16 protein-coding genes are annotated in these 16,457 nt (G+C 65.0%); 10 read left to right on the top strand and 6 right to left on the bottom strand.

Annotation, left to right across the window (positions count from 1 at the left end):
- Positions 1–229 precede the first annotated feature (229 nt).
- From K323_RS0111995 to K323_RS25730, 7 genes are all read left to right on the top strand, one after another.
- Positions 230–1,489 (top strand): sugar ABC transporter substrate-binding protein, encoded by a 1,260-nt coding sequence (locus tag K323_RS0111995; RefSeq protein WP_245570975.1) that lies wholly within the window; start codon positions 230–232, stop codon positions 1,487–1,489.
- Positions 1,490–1,550: 61 nt separating this feature from the next.
- Entirely contained in the window at positions 1,551–2,543 is a 993-nt protein-coding gene (locus K323_RS0111990; RefSeq protein WP_022885521.1) for a carbohydrate ABC transporter permease, read from the top strand.
- A gap of 11 nt (positions 2,544–2,554) precedes the next feature.
- Positions 2,555–3,445, top strand: coding sequence for a carbohydrate ABC transporter permease (locus K323_RS0111985; RefSeq protein ID WP_022885520.1), 891 nt, complete (start codon positions 2,555–2,557; stop codon positions 3,443–3,445).
- Between the two features lie 78 nt (positions 3,446–3,523).
- The gene (locus K323_RS0111980; protein ID WP_022885519.1) at positions 3,524–4,312 is read left to right on the top strand and encodes a ThuA domain-containing protein; all 789 of its coding nucleotides are present in this window, start codon (positions 3,524–3,526) and stop codon (positions 4,310–4,312) included.
- A 65-nt stretch (positions 4,313–4,377) separates the two neighbouring features.
- On the top strand, positions 4,378–5,439 hold the full coding sequence (locus K323_RS25735) for a Gfo/Idh/MocA family protein (protein WP_051147342.1): 1,062 nt from the start codon (positions 4,378–4,380) through the stop codon (positions 5,437–5,439).
- Between the two features lie 258 nt (positions 5,440–5,697).
- Positions 5,698–6,963, top strand: coding sequence for a four-carbon acid sugar kinase family protein (locus tag K323_RS0111970; protein WP_022885517.1), 1,266 nt, complete (start codon positions 5,698–5,700; stop codon positions 6,961–6,963).
- A 52-nt stretch (positions 6,964–7,015) separates the two neighbouring features.
- Positions 7,016–8,521, top strand: coding sequence for a deoxyguanosinetriphosphate triphosphohydrolase family protein (locus K323_RS25730; RefSeq protein ID WP_022885516.1), 1,506 nt, complete (start codon positions 7,016–7,018; stop codon positions 8,519–8,521).
- A gap of 164 nt (positions 8,522–8,685) precedes the next feature.
- Here the strand turns inward: K323_RS25730 and K323_RS25725 are convergent, their stop codons facing one another.
- The 4 genes from K323_RS25725 to K323_RS0111945 all read right to left on the bottom strand — a co-directional run bounded on the left by K323_RS25725 (position 8,686) and on the right by K323_RS0111945 (position 13,068).
- A complete protein-coding gene (locus K323_RS25725) occupies positions 8,686–9,723 on the bottom strand; it encodes a PfkB family carbohydrate kinase (protein ID WP_022885515.1) in 1,038 nt (345 codons plus the stop codon).
- Entirely contained in the window at positions 9,716–11,218 is a 1,503-nt protein-coding gene (locus K323_RS0111955; protein WP_022885514.1) for a purine-cytosine permease family protein, read from the bottom strand. The genes K323_RS25725 and K323_RS0111955 overlap by 8 nt, the downstream gene beginning before the upstream one ends.
- 79 nt (positions 11,219–11,297) lie before the next feature.
- Positions 11,298–12,329 carry an ADP-ribosylglycohydrolase family protein gene (locus tag K323_RS0111950; RefSeq protein ID WP_022885513.1) on the bottom strand — a complete coding sequence of 344 codons (1,032 nt, stop codon included), beginning with the start codon at positions 12,327–12,329 and terminating at the stop codon, positions 11,298–11,300.
- A 1-nt stretch (position 12,330) separates the two neighbouring features.
- A complete protein-coding gene (locus tag K323_RS0111945) occupies positions 12,331–13,068 on the bottom strand; it encodes a GntR family transcriptional regulator (protein WP_022885512.1) in 738 nt (245 codons plus the stop codon).
- 527 nt (positions 13,069–13,595) lie between these two features.
- Between K323_RS0111945 and K323_RS29445 the strand changes: the two genes are divergently transcribed.
- Both K323_RS29445 and K323_RS0111940 read left to right on the top strand, forming a co-directional pair.
- Entirely contained in the window at positions 13,596–13,847 is a 252-nt protein-coding gene (locus K323_RS29445) for a type II toxin-antitoxin system Phd/YefM family antitoxin (protein WP_157509420.1), read from the top strand.
- A gap of 14 nt (positions 13,848–13,861) precedes the next feature.
- On the top strand, positions 13,862–14,257 hold the full coding sequence (locus K323_RS0111940; RefSeq protein ID WP_022885511.1) for a type II toxin-antitoxin system VapC family toxin: 396 nt from the start codon (positions 13,862–13,864) through the stop codon (positions 14,255–14,257).
- Between the two features lie 42 nt (positions 14,258–14,299).
- Here K323_RS0111940 and K323_RS0111935 read toward each other — a convergent pair whose 3' ends face one another.
- Together K323_RS0111935 and K323_RS0111930 are read right to left on the bottom strand one after the other, a co-directional pair.
- Positions 14,300–14,848, bottom strand: coding sequence for a hypothetical protein (locus tag K323_RS0111935; protein ID WP_022885510.1), 549 nt, complete (start codon positions 14,846–14,848; stop codon positions 14,300–14,302).
- Between the two features lie 168 nt (positions 14,849–15,016).
- A complete protein-coding gene (locus K323_RS0111930; protein ID WP_022885509.1) occupies positions 15,017–15,751 on the bottom strand; it encodes an SDR family NAD(P)-dependent oxidoreductase in 735 nt (244 codons plus the stop codon).
- 124 nt (positions 15,752–15,875) lie between these two features.
- On the opposite strand from K323_RS0111930, the gene K323_RS0111925 reads away from it, so the two are divergent.
- Positions 15,876–16,457: TetR/AcrR family transcriptional regulator (locus tag K323_RS0111925; protein WP_022884063.1), on the top strand; the 582-nt coding region annotated here is incomplete at its 3' end.

The raw sequence follows: 16,457 nt of genomic DNA, 5'->3' as shown, positions 1-16,457 counted from the left end.
GATCCCTTCACTGGTTCGGGCTGAAGTCTCTCATGCCGCTCGACTCTCTTGCGACGATACCGCTAATCGGTAAAGCGCTTAACTTTTCTGTTGACATCGGCTCAGAGACCATGCAGAATCGGTCGCGACGGTAAAGCGCTTAACCGGCACAGCCGAGCATCACTTCTCGCAGCACCATCGATTCGCACCACCATCGATTCGCACCACACCGAGGCAAAGGAGCCCTGACATGAGCCGAACGACAATGACCAAGAAGAAGTTGACCAAGAAGAAGTTGACCACCCTGCTGGCGATGGCCGCCATCGCACCTCTCGCGTTCAGCGCTTGCAGCGCCGGGGGAGCCGGGGGATCCGAAACATCGGGCGAGGGTGCAGATACCCTGACGATCCTCGACTACTACAACAACGAACCAGACAAGACGCTGGTGCAGGCAGCGCTCGACAAGTGCGCCACCGACCTCGGCGTCACGATCGAGCGAGAGAGCGTGCCTGGCAAGGACCTCATTCAGAAGGTGTTGCAGCGGGCATCGTCCAAGACGCTTCCGGATGTGCTCATGCTCGACAACCCCGACGTACAGGAGATCGCCGCAACCGGCGGGCTTTCGCCCATGAGCGATTACGACGTCGACACCTCTGGATTCGCCCCCGGCATTCTCGAAGCAGCCACCTATGAGGGCGAGGTCTACGGCCTTGCGCCCGCGGTCAACACCCTCGGCCTGTTCTACAACACGGAGCTGTTGGCCGCAGCGGGCATCGAGCCGCCAACGACGTGGGATGAACTGAAGGCGGCGGCGGCAGCACTGACCGTCGGCGACCAGTACGGGATGGCGTTCTCGGCCATTGCGACCTATGAGGGTGCCTGGCAGTTCCTCCCGTTCATGTGGACCAATGGCGGCGATGAGACCGACCTCGGTTCCCCTGAGGTGACGGAGGCGCTGCAACTGATCGTCGATCTGGTCGAGAGTGGTTCAGCCTCGTCGAGTGTCATCAACTGGTCGCAGGCCGATGTCAAGGACCAGTTCGTGGCCGGCAAAGCGGCGATGATGATCAACGGGCCGTGGCAGATCCCCGCGCTCATGGAGACCCCAGACGTGACGTGGGACTCGGTTCAGATTCCGGTGAACAAGGCGGGCCAGACCCCGGTCGCACCGCTCGGCGGTGAAGTCTGGACCGTGCCGGTGACCGGTGACGACGAGAAGCAGGCCACCGCAGCGAAGTTCGTTGAGTGCATCAGCGACGATGAGAACCAGCTTGCCCTCTCTGAAGCTCGCTATCTGGTGCCGACCAAGGAGGCGCTGGCCGAGGAATATGTGGAGAAGGTTCCCACGATGAAGTCCTTCACCGAACAGGTCGCCAATGCCAGGTCACGCACCGGCCAGCTCGGCGAGGAATGGCCGGAGGCAGCGACCGTGATCTACACGGCGATGCAGCTTGCCCTGACCGGTCAGGTGCCCGTTGAGGATGCCTTCGAACAGGCCATGGCCGGCTGACGACAGCCACTCCAGCACAGGACGCCTTCACCGATTCAGCGTGGTATCGAAGGGATCACCGATGAAGTCGACGACGAAGCACCAGGAGACGGCTCCGGCCGTCTCGGCGGGTGCAGCGGGCACGGCGGCAGAAAAGGGCTGGGGGGAACCGGCCGGGGGTGAACCGCGGAGGGGCCGGTTCACCCGGGAAAACGTGGCCAAGGTGCTCTTCATCGTGCCGGCCGCGCTGTACCTGGCGTTGTTCTTCGGGTATCCTGTCGTGAAGAACATCACGATGAGCCTGCAGGCGTACACGACGAAGACGTTCTTCACAGGGGAAGCTCCCTGGGTCGGTTTCGACAACTACGCCACCATGTTCGGCAGCCAGCTCTTCGGTCCTGCGCTGCTGAACACGGGGTTGTTCACGATCGGATCGATCGCCGGACAGTTCGTCATCGGTCTCGCGCTGGCCAGCTTTTTCAAGCGACGCTTCCCGCTGAACAACTTCCTGCGCTCCATGTTGCTGCTGCCCTGGCTGTTGCCGTTGATCGTGGCCAGCGCCACTTGGCGTTCCATCCTCGACCAGGACAGCGGCATCCTGAACCGTTTTATCGGTGCGTTCGGCCTCGAACCGGTGCCGTGGCTGACCAGCCCGTCTGTGGCGCTGATCGCGGTGATCCTCGTGAACATCTGGGTCGGCATCCCCTTCAACGTCACCATCCTGTACGGCGGCCTGCAGGATATTCCCGAAGAGCTGTACGAGGCTGGCGCTCTGGACGGAGCCACCGGATGGGCGGCGTTCCGGTACATCACCTGGCCGAACCTGCGACCGGTCGTCAGCGTAGTGCTCGTGCTCGGCATGGTCTACACGATCAAAGTGCTCGACATCATTCTCGGGCTCACCAACGGTGGTCCGGCCAATGCGACGCAGACACTGTCGATCCGCTCCTACCAGGAATCGTTCGTCAACTTCGAGTTCGGTGTCGGCGCGGCCTTCAGTAACATCCTCATCGTCATCTCGCTTCTGTTCGCCATCATCTACCTTCGTGCCAACCGGCGCGCGGTAGACGAGTAAAGGGGGTTGCAATGACTTCGGCATCCGCAGTTCTGAAAACCCGCCCGTCTGCTCATCCCCGCCCAGGCCGCCCGCGCCCCTGGGCGCGACCGACCGGCTCTGGCAGAGGAGCGATCAACACGACCCTTGGCGTGATCTTCCTTGGGATCATGCTCTTCCCGATCTACTGGATGATCAACGCGTCGCTCCAGCCCTCCGGCAATACCCTCAACGCCGACTTCTTCCCGTGGAATCCGAGCTTTGCCGGGTATGAGAAGGCCATCGCAGACCAGGGCGGCAACCTGGTCACCAGCCTCATCGTCTCGCTCGGCACGGTGCTCTTCAGCCTGGTGATCGCCGCGCCGGCGGCCTACGCGCTGGCCCAGTTTCGGTTTCGCTGGATCAATATCGCGCTACTGGCCATTCTCATCTCCCAGATGATCCCCGGCATCGTCATTGCCAACGCCCTCTATGCCGCCTACAACGACGTGGGGTTGCTCAACTCGATCCCTGGGCTGATCCTGGCCGACGCGACCCACGCCATCCCGTTCGCGATCCTGATTCTGCGCGCATTCATGATCGGCATCCCGCCATCGATCGTCGAAGCGGCCAGGGTCGACGGGGCCGGCCTGGTGCGGGCGTTCATGTCGATCGTCGTGCCGATCAGTCGCAATTCGTTGATCACTGCCGGCCTGTTCGCGTTCCTGTTCTCGTGGAGCGACTTCCTTTTCGCCCTGACCCTCACGACAACGGATGAGGTGCGCCCGGTCACGCTCGGCATCTACCAGTACCTCGGAACCCAGGTCTCCAACTGGAGCGCCGTCATGGCCACGGCCGTGTTGTCGTCGGTGCCGGCCATCGTGTTGCTGTTGATCGCGCAGAAGTACATCGCTGCCGGGGCCATCGGCGGCGCCGTCAAATAGGCAACGTCAAATAGCCGACATCCACATCCGTTTCACTAGCTTTCGCTTCACCGATTCGCCTTCATAGTTAGGAAAAACATGTCTGACCCCACCATCGCCGACGCACCGCTGAAGGTTCTCGTTTGGGGGGAAAACCGCCACGAGCAGCTGCAGCCAGAGATCGCCGAGATCTACCCGCAGGGCATGCACAACACCATCCGTGAGGGCATCGAGGAGAATCTCGGCGCCCGCGCGCAGGTGAGCACGGCCACCCTCGACGATCCAGAGCACGGGCTCACCGAAGAAGTGCTGGTCAACACGGATGTGCTGGTGTGGTGGGGTCACGCTGCCCACGCCGAAGTCTCCGATGAGGTCGTCGACAGGGTGCACCGCCACGTTCTGGCCGGAATGGGCCTGCTGGTGCTGCACTCCGCCCACTGGTCGAAGATTTTCGGCAAGCTGATGGGGACCAGCTGCACCCTGCGCTGGCGCTCAAAAGACGACCGGGAGATCGTGTGGACGGTCGACCCGACACATCCGATCGCCCAGGGAGTGCCGCATCCGTTCATTATTCCGCAGCAGGAGATGTACGGCGAGTTCTTCGATATCCCCGCGCCAGACGAACTGGTCTTCCTCAGCACCTTCACCGGCGGTGAGGTGTTTCGCAGCGGCTGCACCTTCCGGCGCGGCTTCGGCAAGATCTTCTTCTTCAGCCCCGGCGACCAGGACTACCCCGTCTACCATCACAAAGACGTTCGCCGAGTGATCGCCAACGGCGTCGAATGGGCGCGCACACTGCGGCCCGAACGCACCTCGCCCGTTCTCCTCCGCTATGAAATGGAAGACTTCTACGCCGGCGTCGGCTACCAAGGGGCGATGGAGAGTTGAGCAGTTTTCAGACGCTGACGGATGCGCAGAGCCCGGTTCGGGTCGTCCTGGTCGGGGCGGGCGGCATGGGCAAGAACTGGATTCGCGTGCTTTCGGCGTCGCCGGATGTTGAGCTGGTGGGCCTGGTCGACCTCAATCTGGCGGCGGCAGAGTCGGCCCTCACCGATGCGGGGCTCTCTGGAGTGTCAACCGGAACCAGTCTGAGCACCGTCGCCGCGGCATCCGGCGCGCAGGCCGTCGTCAACGTGACGGTTCCGGCCGCCCACCACCCGGTCAATGTCGAGGCGCTCATCGCCGGGCTGCCGGTGCTGTGCGAGAAGCCGGTCGCCCCTACTGTTGCGCTCGGGCTCTCGCTCGCCGCCACCGCGGAGGTGAGCGGCCAGTTGCTGATGATCAGCCAGTCGCGGCGGTACTACCGCACGCTGGCCGAACTGAAGCGCCAGGTCGCGTCCCTCGGAGAGGTGGGCATCGTCACCACTGACTTCTTCAAGGCACCGCATTTCGGCGGATTCCGCGAGGAGATGGAGCACGTGCTCCTGGTCGACATGGCGATCCACGCCTTCGACGTCGTGCGTTACCTGCTCGACGACGACCCGGTGTCGGTCTACTGCGAAGAGTTCAACCCGAGCTGGAGTTGGTATGCGGCGGATGCCGCGGCAACGGCCATCTTCGAGTTCAGCGGGGGAACCCGCTACGTGTACACCGGCAATTGGTGCGCCGATGGGCTCGAGACCTCCTGGAACGGTAGCTGGCGAGTGAACGGTGCGGGGGGCAGCGCGACCTGGGACGGCACGAACTCGCCGGTGGTCGAACGGACGGCGACCGCCGGCGCCGCCGCTGACCGGAGTGCGGTTGCGGCCAACGCGGAGGCCGAAGAGATCGCTGGGGCGCTGGCGGAGTTCGTGCAGGCGCTGCGAACCGGTCGCACTCCTTCTGGTGAGGTGCACTCGAATGTGCAGAGTCTCGCGATGGTCGAGGCGGCCGTAAGGTCGGCCGAAACAGGGCAGCGCGTGCGGATCGACGAGGTGCTCGAGAGCGCCTATCGCGCGGCTCTGGCTGGCGAACGTCGGCCCGACGTGAAGGCGGCGCTCGCCGGGTGGGACTCACCGCTTGGTCAGTTGGCCTGACCGTCGTGCGGCCGTACGGCCACTGCTGACCCGAGACGCTGTCGACGAGATCCAGCTGTGGGGCACAGCATCCGTATATAGAGGGTGCGTGGTGCCACAGCTGGTTAATCGACACCGATTGCTGCGAGCGACCAAGTTGCAGGACGCCCTCATCCGTAGCAGCCTGTGATGACGGATGCCGGGGTGCGCACACCGCTTCCCGGCAGCTGTTGCGTCTGACCCGAGCTTCCCATCCGTTCCCGATTTGCAGGAGAGACCATGAAGACCATCGTTCTCGATGACGACCCCACCGGCACTCAGTCCGCCAGCGATGTCGTCGTCCTCCTGGAGAGCAGCGCCGACCTGATCGCCGACGCGCTCGGCGACGCCGACAGCGTGTACGTGCTGACCAACAGCAGGGCGATCCCCGAAGTTGAGGCCGTTGCCCTCATGCGTCAGATCAAGGGCGACGCGTCGACTGCGGCCGAGCGACTGGGGGAGGAGATCCAGTTCGTGCTGCGTGGCGATTCGACCCTGCGCGGCCATGTCTTCCCCGAATCGGAGGTGTTCGTCGATCCGGCCTCGGTGATTCTGTTCGTGCCGGCCTTCCCAGACGGCGGGCGCACCACAGAGGGCGGCGTGCACTTTGTGCGGCTCGGCGATAAGCGGGTGGCGGCGCATGAGACCGAGTTCGCCGACGACCCGGTGTTCCCGTTCTCGACGGCGGTGCTCGTCGACTATGTGCGGGAGAAATCTGGCCGCGCTGGTGTGCCGGTGCCGCTGGTTGACGTGCGCGCCGGTGGCATCGAGGCAGTGCTCCTCAAAGCCGCGGCCGGGTCCGTAGTGGTTCCGGATGCCGTGGCGAACGACGACATCCGTCTGATTGCTCGCGGAGTGGAGGCCGCGCGCGCTCATGGCGCGAACATCGTTGTACGAAGTGCGTCGCCCCTGGCGGCGGCACTGGCCGGTGTGGAGAGCGCCGGGCTGCTGCCGGTGCCGCTGGTGCCGAAGCCGGTCGCGACGCTGGTGGTGTGCGGCTCGCACACGGCTGGGGCGACGGCGCAGCTCGACGCGGTCACGGCTATCTGGGGCGAGCCGACGATCATCCCGACAACGGATGCGCTTGCCAACCCCGCTGAGACCGGTGCGGCAGTTGCCGCCGCCGCGTCGCGTGTTCTGGCCAATCGCGGCCTCGCCGTGGTGACAACGGAGCGGGAACGCTCGAGCAGTCACAACACGCTCGAGCACGGGCGGCTAGTCATGGAGGCGCTCACGTCGACGGTGCGAGCCCTGTTGCCGCGCGCCGAGGTGGTCGTCTCCAAGGGCGGCATCACCTCGGCCGACGTTGCCCGAATCGGCCTCGGCGCCACCCGTGCGGTCGTGCTCGGACAGGTGCTCCCCGGTGTTTCGGTGTGGCGGCTGACGGCGGTCGACGGACGGGAGCGGCTCTACGTCGTGGTCCCAGGCAACGTCGGCGAGCCGGATGCCCTAGTGCGAGTGCTGGGCGCCCTCGGGCACAACCCCGGCCGAGCGGTTGCCGGTTGACGTCGAATACTCGCGATGTCGCAAGTAGACAAAGTGTGGTGCAATCGGAGTGATGCCGAACCTCAATCCACAAAGCCGAAATCAGCCGGAAGACACGGACGCGCGACTGGGCCGCAACGACTCTGAATTCCGAATCGACCTCGACCGTATCCGTTTCTCCCGCTACTTCTCCCGACTCTCCGCGGTGACCCAGGTGATTCCGCAGGCGGGTTCGGGAACCGTGGTGCACAACCGGCTCACACACTCCCTCAAGGTCACGGCCGTCGCGCGAGCCATCGCAATCGACCTCATCCACGGACCGGAGGCTTCCACAATCGCCGAACTCGGCGGATGCGATCCGGTTGTCGTGCAGGCCGCGGCTGCAGCTCACGACCTGGGGCATCCGCCGTTCGGACACCTCGGTGAGCAGGTGCTCGACCGAATGGCCAGGGAGCGGCTTGGCCTCCCCGACGGTTTCGAGGGAAACGCGCAGACGTTCCGCATCCTGACGACGCTCGACACCTGCGACGCGGCCGAGCGCGGCCTGAACCTCACCGCAGCGGTGCGCGCCGCAGTGCTCAAGTACCCGTGGGCACGCGACGAGTGGCTCGGAGTGTTCCCTCCCGCCGACCAGCTCCCTCGCGGGGTCGGGATGGACCGCAGCGACGGCGCCCAGAAGTTTTCGGCCTACTCGGTCAATGCCGCAGAGATGAGGGAGGTCAAGTCCGCCTACCCGGAGATCGCGCTGCACCAGCAGACCATCGAGTGCTCCGTGATGGATGTCGCAGACGACATCGCCTACTCCGTGCATGACCTCGACGACTTCTACCGGGCGGGCGTGCTGCAGCACACCATCGTGTCGGCCGAGCTCAATGGCTGGCTCACGAACCGGCTGGCCCTCTCCAAGCTTCCGCGGGAGACGCTCGTGAAGCAGCTCCGGGCACCGGGATACTCGCTTGAGCTGGCGTGGCGCCATGTGCAGGCGAAAGACTCTTGGATCGCCGATGCGGAGGCATTCGCCGAATCGGTGCTCCGGGTGCAGGTGGATCTGGTCGATGGCCTACTCGCCGTGCCATACGACGGCGGTCTTGCGGCCGAGCGGGCTGTTGCCGCGTTCACTCGGCACTGGATCGACCGCCTGAAGAGTTCGATCAGCGTCGATAGTCGGCCACACGTGCGCAGTGGCCACGTGCGACTGGCGAAGGACACCTGGCACGATGTCGTCGTGCTCAAGTTCGTGCACTCCCGGTTCGTACTCGACCGGCCGGACCTCGCCATTTACCAGCGTGGTCAGGCGCGAGTGATCGAGACGTTGGTCGAGGGATTCCACGCCTGGCTGAATGATCCGGATGACGCGTTTCGCGCGCCGAGACGGCTCACGGATTCCGTGGAGTCGTCGACACAGGCCTACCTGGAGTCGCCGGGGCGTGACGTTGGGCCCGCAGAGCTCGAGCGGCTCGGGAGGGCGCGCGCGATCATCGACTATGTGGCGTCGTTCACGGATGCGCAGGCGACATCCGCTGCGGCCCTGATCAGCGGCACGTCCGACAGCCTGTGGGAAGACGGCCGGAGCCTGTAGCGCGGCGCGGGGGCGATTAAATCCAGCTGTGGGGCACAGCACCCGTGTATGGAGGGTGCGTAGTGCCACAGCTGGTTCTTATCAACACCCAGAACGGATGCGCGAGGGCGAGATCATGCGCTCCGAGCGAAAGCGCGCGCGGGCGCAAGGCGGATCGTGCGGGTCTACCTGGCGATCGGGTTCCCATTGCCGGGGTCGAGGGTGCCGTGCGTCCCAGCAATGAGCGCATCGATCTCGGCCGAAGTTGGCGCGGTGGCCGGGCCGGAGCGGGTCACTGCCAGCGCCGCGGCGGCGTTCGCGCGAGTTGCCGCGCGCCGAGGCTCGTCACCGCGGGCCAGAGCTGCGGCGAATACGCCGCCGTGCGCGTCGCCGGCGCCGTTGCTGTCGACGGCCTCGACGGCGAACGCGGGCACAAGTAGCGGATGCGCGCCGGCGCCGGGACCGGCAACCCAGCATCCGTTCTTGCCGTCGCGCACGAGTACCGTCCCGCCCGGCCGGACGCGGGCCAGGTACCATGTCGCGGCGTCGCTGAGGTTGTCCAGGCGAGAACCCAGGCGGGCCTCGCGGGCATTGGCGGTGAACACATCGGTGCGGGCGAGCACGCGTGCGAGCGTATCCGCGTCGAGGTCGGAAATGAGCGGCGAGGGATCGGTGATCACTCGAACCGTGTCCGGCAGCGCATCCAGCCACCCCGGCAGCGAGGCTGCATTGACCGGGTGTGCGAGGCTGTATCCGCTGACATACACAAGGTCATCGTTGCCGACATCGACCCGGTCGAGGTCGGCTCGGGTGAGCTGGCCTTCCGCTCCGACATGCGTCACGAATGTGCGCTCGGTGGAGGCATCGACGAGGGCGACGCAGTACCCGCTGTCGAGGTCCTCACGCCCGGGTTGTGCGATGTCGAAACCGCTCCCGGCCAGAGCCGCGCGCACGACGGTGCCGAACGGTCCGGTGCCATACTGCCCGACGAATGTGACGGGGAGACCGTCCCTGGCAGCGGCGGTCATCACGTTGTAGCCGCCGCCTGCGGCGACCAGAGACGAGGAAGCGAGCGTGTCACCGCCGGGCTCTGGCAGGCCGTCGATCGTCATCACGATATCGACGATCACGTTGCCCGTATAGATCAGGCGCGGCGTCCGCGTAACGGGGGAGCTCGGGGTGCCTACGGCACCGGATGTCGGAGAGACTGGCGAATTAGACACGGGATGCCTCGGTGTCGTGAGCGGTATCGCTCTCGGTCGTTGGCGCGGTGACCTGGCCGCGTGCGCCGCCGAGCAGGAGATAGAGGCCGGCGCCGACGATGAAGGTGACGATCCAGGCGAGACCGTTCGCGCCGATCCACGTTCCGGAGAGCCAGCCGGAGAACAACGCGTCTCCGCCCGTGTTCACCGTGATGAAGGAGAAGCCAACGATGATCGCGATCGCCCAGCTGGCGGTTGCGCGCCATTCGATTCCGCCGCGGTACCAGTACGCGCCGCCCTTGCCGAGGTTCATCAAACCGGCCGGGTCGTAGTAGTGGCGTTTGATCATGTCGACCATGAAGACGCCGAGCCAGGCGGTGATCGGGATGGCGAGCAGGGCGATGAAGGTGATGAATGGCCCGTAGAAGCTGTCGGCGATGAGCATGAAGTAGATCGCGCCGATGAAGGTCACCACCACGTCGAGGGTGACGGCGTACACCCGCTTGACCTTGATGCCGAGGGTGATGGTGGTCAGCCCCGCGGAATATACCGACAGGTGGTTGGAGAGAAGCAGGCCGCCGAAGGCCGCGATCAGGTAGGGAACAGCCATCCAGGTCGGGAGGAGTTCACGGATGGCCGCGACCGGGTCGGATGCCGAAGCGAGGCTGCTGTCGCCGGCGCTGAGCAGGGCGCCCAGGCCGATCAGCACGATCAGTGGAATGCCGGCGCCGGCCGCGCTCGAGGCGATGAGGTGACTCGCCTTGACGCTGGTGCGCTGGTAGCGGGCCATATCCGCTCCCGCGTTGGCCCAGCCGATTCCGGTTCCGGCGGCAATGACGCCGATGCCGATCATGATGGCGCTGAACGGTCCGGCCGGGGCGCTGGCGACGGCACTCCAGTCGATGGTCGCGACCAGAAAGATGACGACGATCACGTTCAGTGCGCCGAAGATCCAGGTCGCCCACTTCTGAATCACCAGGATGGCCGCGTGGCCGAGTCCGGAGACCAGCAATGTGCAGGCCTCAAAGATAGCGATGGCGACGATCGCGAGAATCGGAACACTCTTCGCGTCACCGCTCGTGCCCAACGCGATGGTGAACAGCGAAAGCAGCACGAAGGCCGCCGTCGTCGTATTGACGGTTTCCCAGCCGAGGCGGGAAAGTAGGGAGACGAGGGTTGGTCCTGCGTTGCCGCGGGTACCGAACGTGGCACGGGAGAGGGTCATGCTGGGCGCGCCGCCGCGGCGGCCGGCCACGGAGACGACGCCGACAAGGGCGAAGGCTCCGGCGGCGCCGATGGTGGCTACGATCAGCGATTGCCAGAAGTTCAGCAACTGGAACGCAACCAGGGAGGCGCCGAGGGGCAGGCCAAGGATGGAGATGTTGGCGGCGAACCACACCCAGAACAGCTGGAGTGGATTGCCGTTGCGTTCGGCATCGGGGACCGGCTCAATGCCGCGTTGCTCAATGCGGGTAAGGGGTGCGCTGGCCAGGTCGGCCGAACTCTGGTGGCTCATCTACTTCTCCGTGACGTCGTTGTGTTGGGCGGTCGGTGCAAACCCGGGGGATTCAGTGATTCATGGGGATCGCGTGCGTTCAGCGGCGCAGGGCCAGCAGTTGGTCCACGAGCGGGTCGAGGTCTAGCGCGTTGACCGACACCAGGGTGCGCAGGGCGGGGGAGGGCCACGCGCCGATACCGTGCACCGCACCCAGCACGGCGCCGGCCATGGCTGCGATGGTGTCGGTGTCGCCGCCGACGCCGGCCACGAGGCAGAGCGTTTCCCACGGGTCGGCCGAGACCGACACCAGGGCGAGCGCCGCTACGACGGATTCCTGAGAGGCGACGGATGTTCCGATGACGGTCTCGACGGCATCCGTGTGCTGGTCGCGGGGGAGCCCGGCGAGGTAGCCGGTTGCCCAGCGTGTGCGCGCTGCGATCGAACCGCCGGCGATCCAGTGCCCGCGCCGTTCCCCTTCTGCAGCTGCAGCGCAGGCGACCTCGAGCGTCTCGGTGAGTGAGGCGCCGCGAATACCGGCACTGACGGCGGCGCCGATGGCAGCCGCGCTGCCGATGCCGAGGGTCGTGTTATGGGTGACCTCGCTGGCGCGGGTGACGGCGTCGACGAAGCTGGTCAGATCTGAGGCGTCGAAGGCGATTCCGACCGGGGTGATGCGCATCGCGGCGCCGTTGGTGGAGCCAAAGCGGCCGGATTCACTCGCCGAGGCACCGTCGGTGAGGCGCTGCACGGCGGCCTTCGTCGACGGGCCGAGCAGGTCAAGCGACCCGCGGGCCTCCATGTCTCGTTCCCATTCGATGAGCCGCGTCGCGAAGTCAAGCGCGTCGAAGGCGCCGTCGCCGTCGATTAGAAGGCGGGCCAGCAGGATCGCCTGCTCGGTGTCATCCGTGATCGAACCGGCGGGCATGCCGGCGGCGATGCGCTGCCGCGGTCCGGCATCGAGGAAGCCGGTGATGCGGCCGTAGTCCTCGGCGATTTCGGTGCGGGACATTGATTGGGTCGGCATACCGAGTGCGTCGCCAAGCGCCAGGCCGTAGAACGCTCCCTGGGCGTGGGATTGCGCGGCGGTATTCGGCACGGATGTCGCGGGCGAAGGTGAGGTGATCGGCATATCAGGCCCCAAAGTTCATGTGTAGGCGGAAGCGATCGGGGTCAAGCCAGCTGACGACTTTTTCGACGAAGTTTCCGTCGAGGTCGCGGGCTATCCGGATGCTGTGCAGGAACAGGTCACCGGGCACGCGGCCCAGTGTGCGCGCGTCGGCGTCGCCCAGGGGGGCAACCGAGATCCATTGCTCCCCGCTGTGAGTGATCAGGCCGGCTTCGGCCATCGTGGCTGAGAGGGAGCCATCGATCAGGCCCTTTTCGGGGGCGGCGCCGACCGCGCCGATCGCCGGCACCCGGCTGCGCTCTATGGAGACCGCCCTACCGTCGACGACGTGGCGCACGCGGTCGAGGGCGAGGAATTCGATGGAGCTGCTGCCGACGCCGGCCGCGAGTTCGGGGTCGACGATGCGCTCCATGCGGAGGATCTCGGTCTGCACCCGAACGCCGCTGACGGCCAGTGCACTGCCCCAGCTGGATGAGGCGCTGAGCTGGTGACCGTCGAAGGTGACGAAGGAGCCCACGCCGCTTTGGGTGTGGATCAGGCGGTCCTGGGCGAGACCCTGGAGTGCGCGTCGGATGGTTCCGCGGCTGACCGCGAACTTGTGGGCGAGTTCGTTCTCGCCTGGCAGGAGTGCGCCGTTGCCGTATGACCCGGCGATGATCGCCTCGCGCAATTGGCTGGCAATCTCTTTGCCCTTCAGGCTTGTCCGGCCCGGCGCTGTCTCAATGTCGGTCGCTTCGTTCACGCTCCGAATGTACCTGTTCTGTTCCTGTACCGCAAGCTGTGGGCGGACAGTACAGCTCACGCCGACAATTCAGGCGACCGGGGAAGCTCACGCGAGCTGGCGCTGGGGCGATTAAATCCAACTGTGGGGCACAGCACCCGTATATCGAGGGTGCGTAGTGCCACAGCTGGTTCTTATCGACCGGGCATCTGCCCCCGCAACCTTGTCGATGAAGCACAGCGCTGAGTACACGTATTGCTCCCCGGAGCATGGAGGGCCCCACAGCTATGTTTAATCGACGCCAATTGCTGCGAGCGGATGCGTCAGGTCAGCGCGGATCAGGCAGGAGCGACTCAACCTGCAGCACTGGCGCCGACGGAGACGGCTGACGCGCGTGAGATGACCAGAGGCGGGGATCCGTGATCGTCTCCGTTGACGCATCAGTGCCTGTGGGAAGACGGCCGGAGCCTGTAGCGCGAGCGCGGGAGAGTGCGCGGGGGAGAGCCAGCGTTAGCCGTTCAATGTGCTACGCGTGCTACACTCGACGCATGAAAACGATCGCTCATCGTGAACTGCGAAACAATAGCGCAGATGTTCTGCGCTCGGTTCAAGCAGGCGAGTCCTTCGAAGTGACGAATAACGGCGAGGTAGTTGCTCTGTTGACCCCGCCAAATACGACAGCCTTGCAGGGAGTGAGATCGCGTCCGCCGCGGGTGCGCGGGGGATTCTCAACACTGCCGAGATCCGCGACCGTCATCACGGTCGAGGATGCGCTTGATGACCTGCGCGCCGAGCGCTGAACAGCAGTAGCCTCGTGATCATCTACCTCGACACCTCCGCGGTGGGGAAACTCATTGTCGAAGAAGCCGAGTCGACTGCATTGGCCGGTTACCTGGATGAACGCGCTGCCGACGACGAGACGATCATCGCATCGTCATCGCTACTCGAGACCGAGCTGCGCCGTTTGGCGGACCGCGTGCGGATTTCTCAGGTAGTGGTCACCGAAGTTCTCAGGCGTTTTACGCTCGTCGACATGGAGCGCGGAGTGTTTCGCGAAGCTGGTTTGATTCTGCCGGGCTCCTCGCTTCGGAGCCTCGATGCTCTGCACATTGCCGTGGCCGTGCGCACGGCAGCCGACGAGTTTGTCACTTATGACCTGCGCCAGGCCGAAGCGGCGCGTTCCGTCGGCCTGACCGTCGTGAATCCGTAAGGCTGTTGTCTCAGAGTCGTGATCGGGCAGTCGACATTGAGCTCACGAGTCCCCTCCCTCGGCGAGAGCGGCAGCCTCGTGACGCTCCCGATTTCGGGCAAGTTTTGCCTCGTATTGCCTGCAGGCCATGCACGAGCACGTGATGAACTCGTGCGGACCGGGGAAGGTGGCGGTGCGAGGAAGGTGCTCGTAGCCGATGTAGTCCCGAAATCTGTAGCGCGGTGCGCTTGAGTAGACGTATTCACCATCGAATACGAAGCGGCCCAGGAACTCATACTCCACCAGCGCTGGTGAATCATTGATGAGCTCGTCTTGGGCCTGTACCTCGTCCGCGATGCCGTGTTCGGTGTGGGGGACCATATGCGCGAGTACGAAGTAGCGCACCTGTAGAGGTTCGCAGTCGAGGCTCGTGACGAGATCGGGGATCACCGCATCGAGCGAACTGGGCACGTCATCACGCACCTTCCGGATGAAGGACAGTCGTAGGTCTTCGTCCATCGCAAGCACCCACAGCCCGCGGCGGCTTGCTTCATCTTTGAAGACCTCCGGATGGAGTAGTTCCATGAGGTCGTATCCAGCTTCAATGATCATGCGCCGAGGCTAATTGCGTGCGGGCCGAGCAAACCGGAGAACGGTCAGTTCTGTGGACAACGTCCGATGTGCTCAACTGTTGAGGGCGAGGCATCGACTGGCCGCGCCGCGCCAGGCCTCCGGGCCGACGCCCGGCCGGCGCGGCGCGTGCGACCAGCAGCGACGCGCTCAGATCACTGTGGTGCCGCCGTCGACAACGAGTTCCATGCCATTGACGTAGCTTGAGTCGTCCGAGGCGAGGAACAAAGCGACGGACGCGATCTCCTCAGGGCGGCCCATCTCTCGCCGCGGGATCACGGACTCGAACATCGTCTTCATCTCCGCGCTCAGCGCCTCGCTCATCATCGGCGTGGCGACCGAGCCGGGGGTCAGCACGTTCACCCGGATCCTCCGGTCTCTCAGCTCGGCCACCCACACCCGTGCGTAGGCGGGCAGCACGGCCTTGCTCGCTGCGTACACACTCCAATCGGGGTAGCCCCGGAGCGAAGCGTTCGACCCGGTCATGAAGATCGAACCACCTTCGTTGAACAGCGGCAGCGCCTTCTGGACCGTGAACAGCGTGCCGCGTGCGTTCAGCGAGAAGGCGGCATCGAACTGCTCCTCGGTGATCTCGCCGAGCCTGCCCTGCTCGCCCCCGCCAGCACTCGTCCACAACACGTCGATCGTGCCCTTTTCCTGCTTGACCGTCTCGAACAGACGGTCCAGGTCGTCGAGGTTGGACGAATCGGCCTGCACGCCGGTCACGTTCCGGCCGATCAGCTTGACGGCTTCGTCCACCGCGTCCTTCCGCCGGCCCGAGATGAAGACGTGCGCTCCTTCGTCAACGAACAACTTCGCCCCGGCCAATGCCATACCACTTGTCGCGCCTGTGATCACCGCAACCTTGCCATCGAGCTTTCCCATGAGATTCCATTCAATCGCCGCGCCGATGTTAAGTACACCGATCTGCGTACTTAACGTAGCGGACGGTGCGTGGGGTGTCAAGCTATGTACACCGATTGGTACCCAAGTGGGCTACACTGAGCCTATGACGGAGACGGAGTTGGAGAAGGGGCCGCGAGGCCTGCGCCGCGGCAGGGGGGCACGAGAGCGCATCCTCAGTGCGTCACAACAACTGTTCCGCGATCAAGGCATCAACGGCACCGGCATGGACCAGCTCAGCGCGGTGGCTGGAGTGTCCAAGCGCACGCTGTACCAGCACTTCACCGGCAAAGACGAGCTGATCGCTGAATGCCTACGCCGGTTTGATCCCGAGATCTTGCCTGAAGTGTTCGAGAGCACCGACCTCACGCCTCGCGAACGCCTCCTCGCCGTCTTCGACATTCACGCGCCCCTGTGTCCATTCATCGCGGCGGCCGTCGAGATCCCCGACCCGGGCCATGAGGCGCGCGTATACGCCCGCAACTACAAAGAAGGCTTTGCCGCCCGGTTCGCCGATACCGCCCGCGAGGCCGGCGCCACCAACCCCGAACAGCTCGGCGAGCAGTTGGCGCTGCTCCTGGATGGCGCCTCGGCCCGCAGCCGAGTCCTCAACGCCGACATCTTCGCTACCGCCGCCGCCATCGCAGTCGTCCTCATCGACAACGCCATCCCCACGGCAGCGGCACCG

The sequence above is a fragment of the Glaciibacter superstes DSM 21135 genome, assembly GCF_000421145.1.
Classification (GTDB): domain Bacteria; phylum Actinomycetota; class Actinomycetes; order Actinomycetales; family Microbacteriaceae; genus Cryobacterium; species Cryobacterium superstes.
This window is presented reverse-complemented; position numbering and strand designations above follow the sequence as displayed.

Bases quoted from the DNA above. Each gene is read 5' to 3' on its own strand.
- K323_RS0111995 (WP_245570975.1), top strand. From the start codon at position 230: ATGAGCCGAACGACAATGACCAAGAAGAAGTTGACCAAGAAGAAGTTG.
- K323_RS0111990 (WP_022885521.1), top strand. From the start codon at position 1,551: ATGAAGTCGACGACGAAGCACCAGGAGACGGCTCCGGCCGTCTCGGCG.
- K323_RS0111985 (WP_022885520.1), top strand. From the start codon at position 2,555: ATGACTTCGGCATCCGCAGTTCTGAAAACCCGCCCGTCTGCTCATCCC.
- K323_RS0111980 (WP_022885519.1), top strand. From the start codon at position 3,524: ATGTCTGACCCCACCATCGCCGACGCACCGCTGAAGGTTCTCGTTTGG.
- K323_RS25735 (WP_051147342.1), top strand. From the start codon at position 4,378: ATGGGCAAGAACTGGATTCGCGTGCTTTCGGCGTCGCCGGATGTTGAG.
- K323_RS0111970 (WP_022885517.1), top strand. From the start codon at position 5,698: ATGAAGACCATCGTTCTCGATGACGACCCCACCGGCACTCAGTCCGCC.
- K323_RS25730 (WP_022885516.1), top strand. From the start codon at position 7,016: ATGCCGAACCTCAATCCACAAAGCCGAAATCAGCCGGAAGACACGGAC.
- K323_RS0111955 (WP_022885514.1), bottom strand. From the start codon at position 11,218: ATGAGCCACCAGAGTTCGGCCGACCTGGCCAGCGCACCCCTTACCCGC.
- K323_RS0111950 (WP_022885513.1), bottom strand. From the start codon at position 12,329: ATGCCGATCACCTCACCTTCGCCCGCGACATCCGTGCCGAATACCGCC.
- K323_RS29445 (WP_157509420.1), top strand. From the start codon at position 13,596: ATGAAAACGATCGCTCATCGTGAACTGCGAAACAATAGCGCAGATGTT.
- K323_RS0111935 (WP_022885510.1), bottom strand. From the start codon at position 14,848: ATGATCATTGAAGCTGGATACGACCTCATGGAACTACTCCATCCGGAG.
- K323_RS0111930 (WP_022885509.1), bottom strand. From the start codon at position 15,751: ATGGGAAAGCTCGATGGCAAGGTTGCGGTGATCACAGGCGCGACAAGT.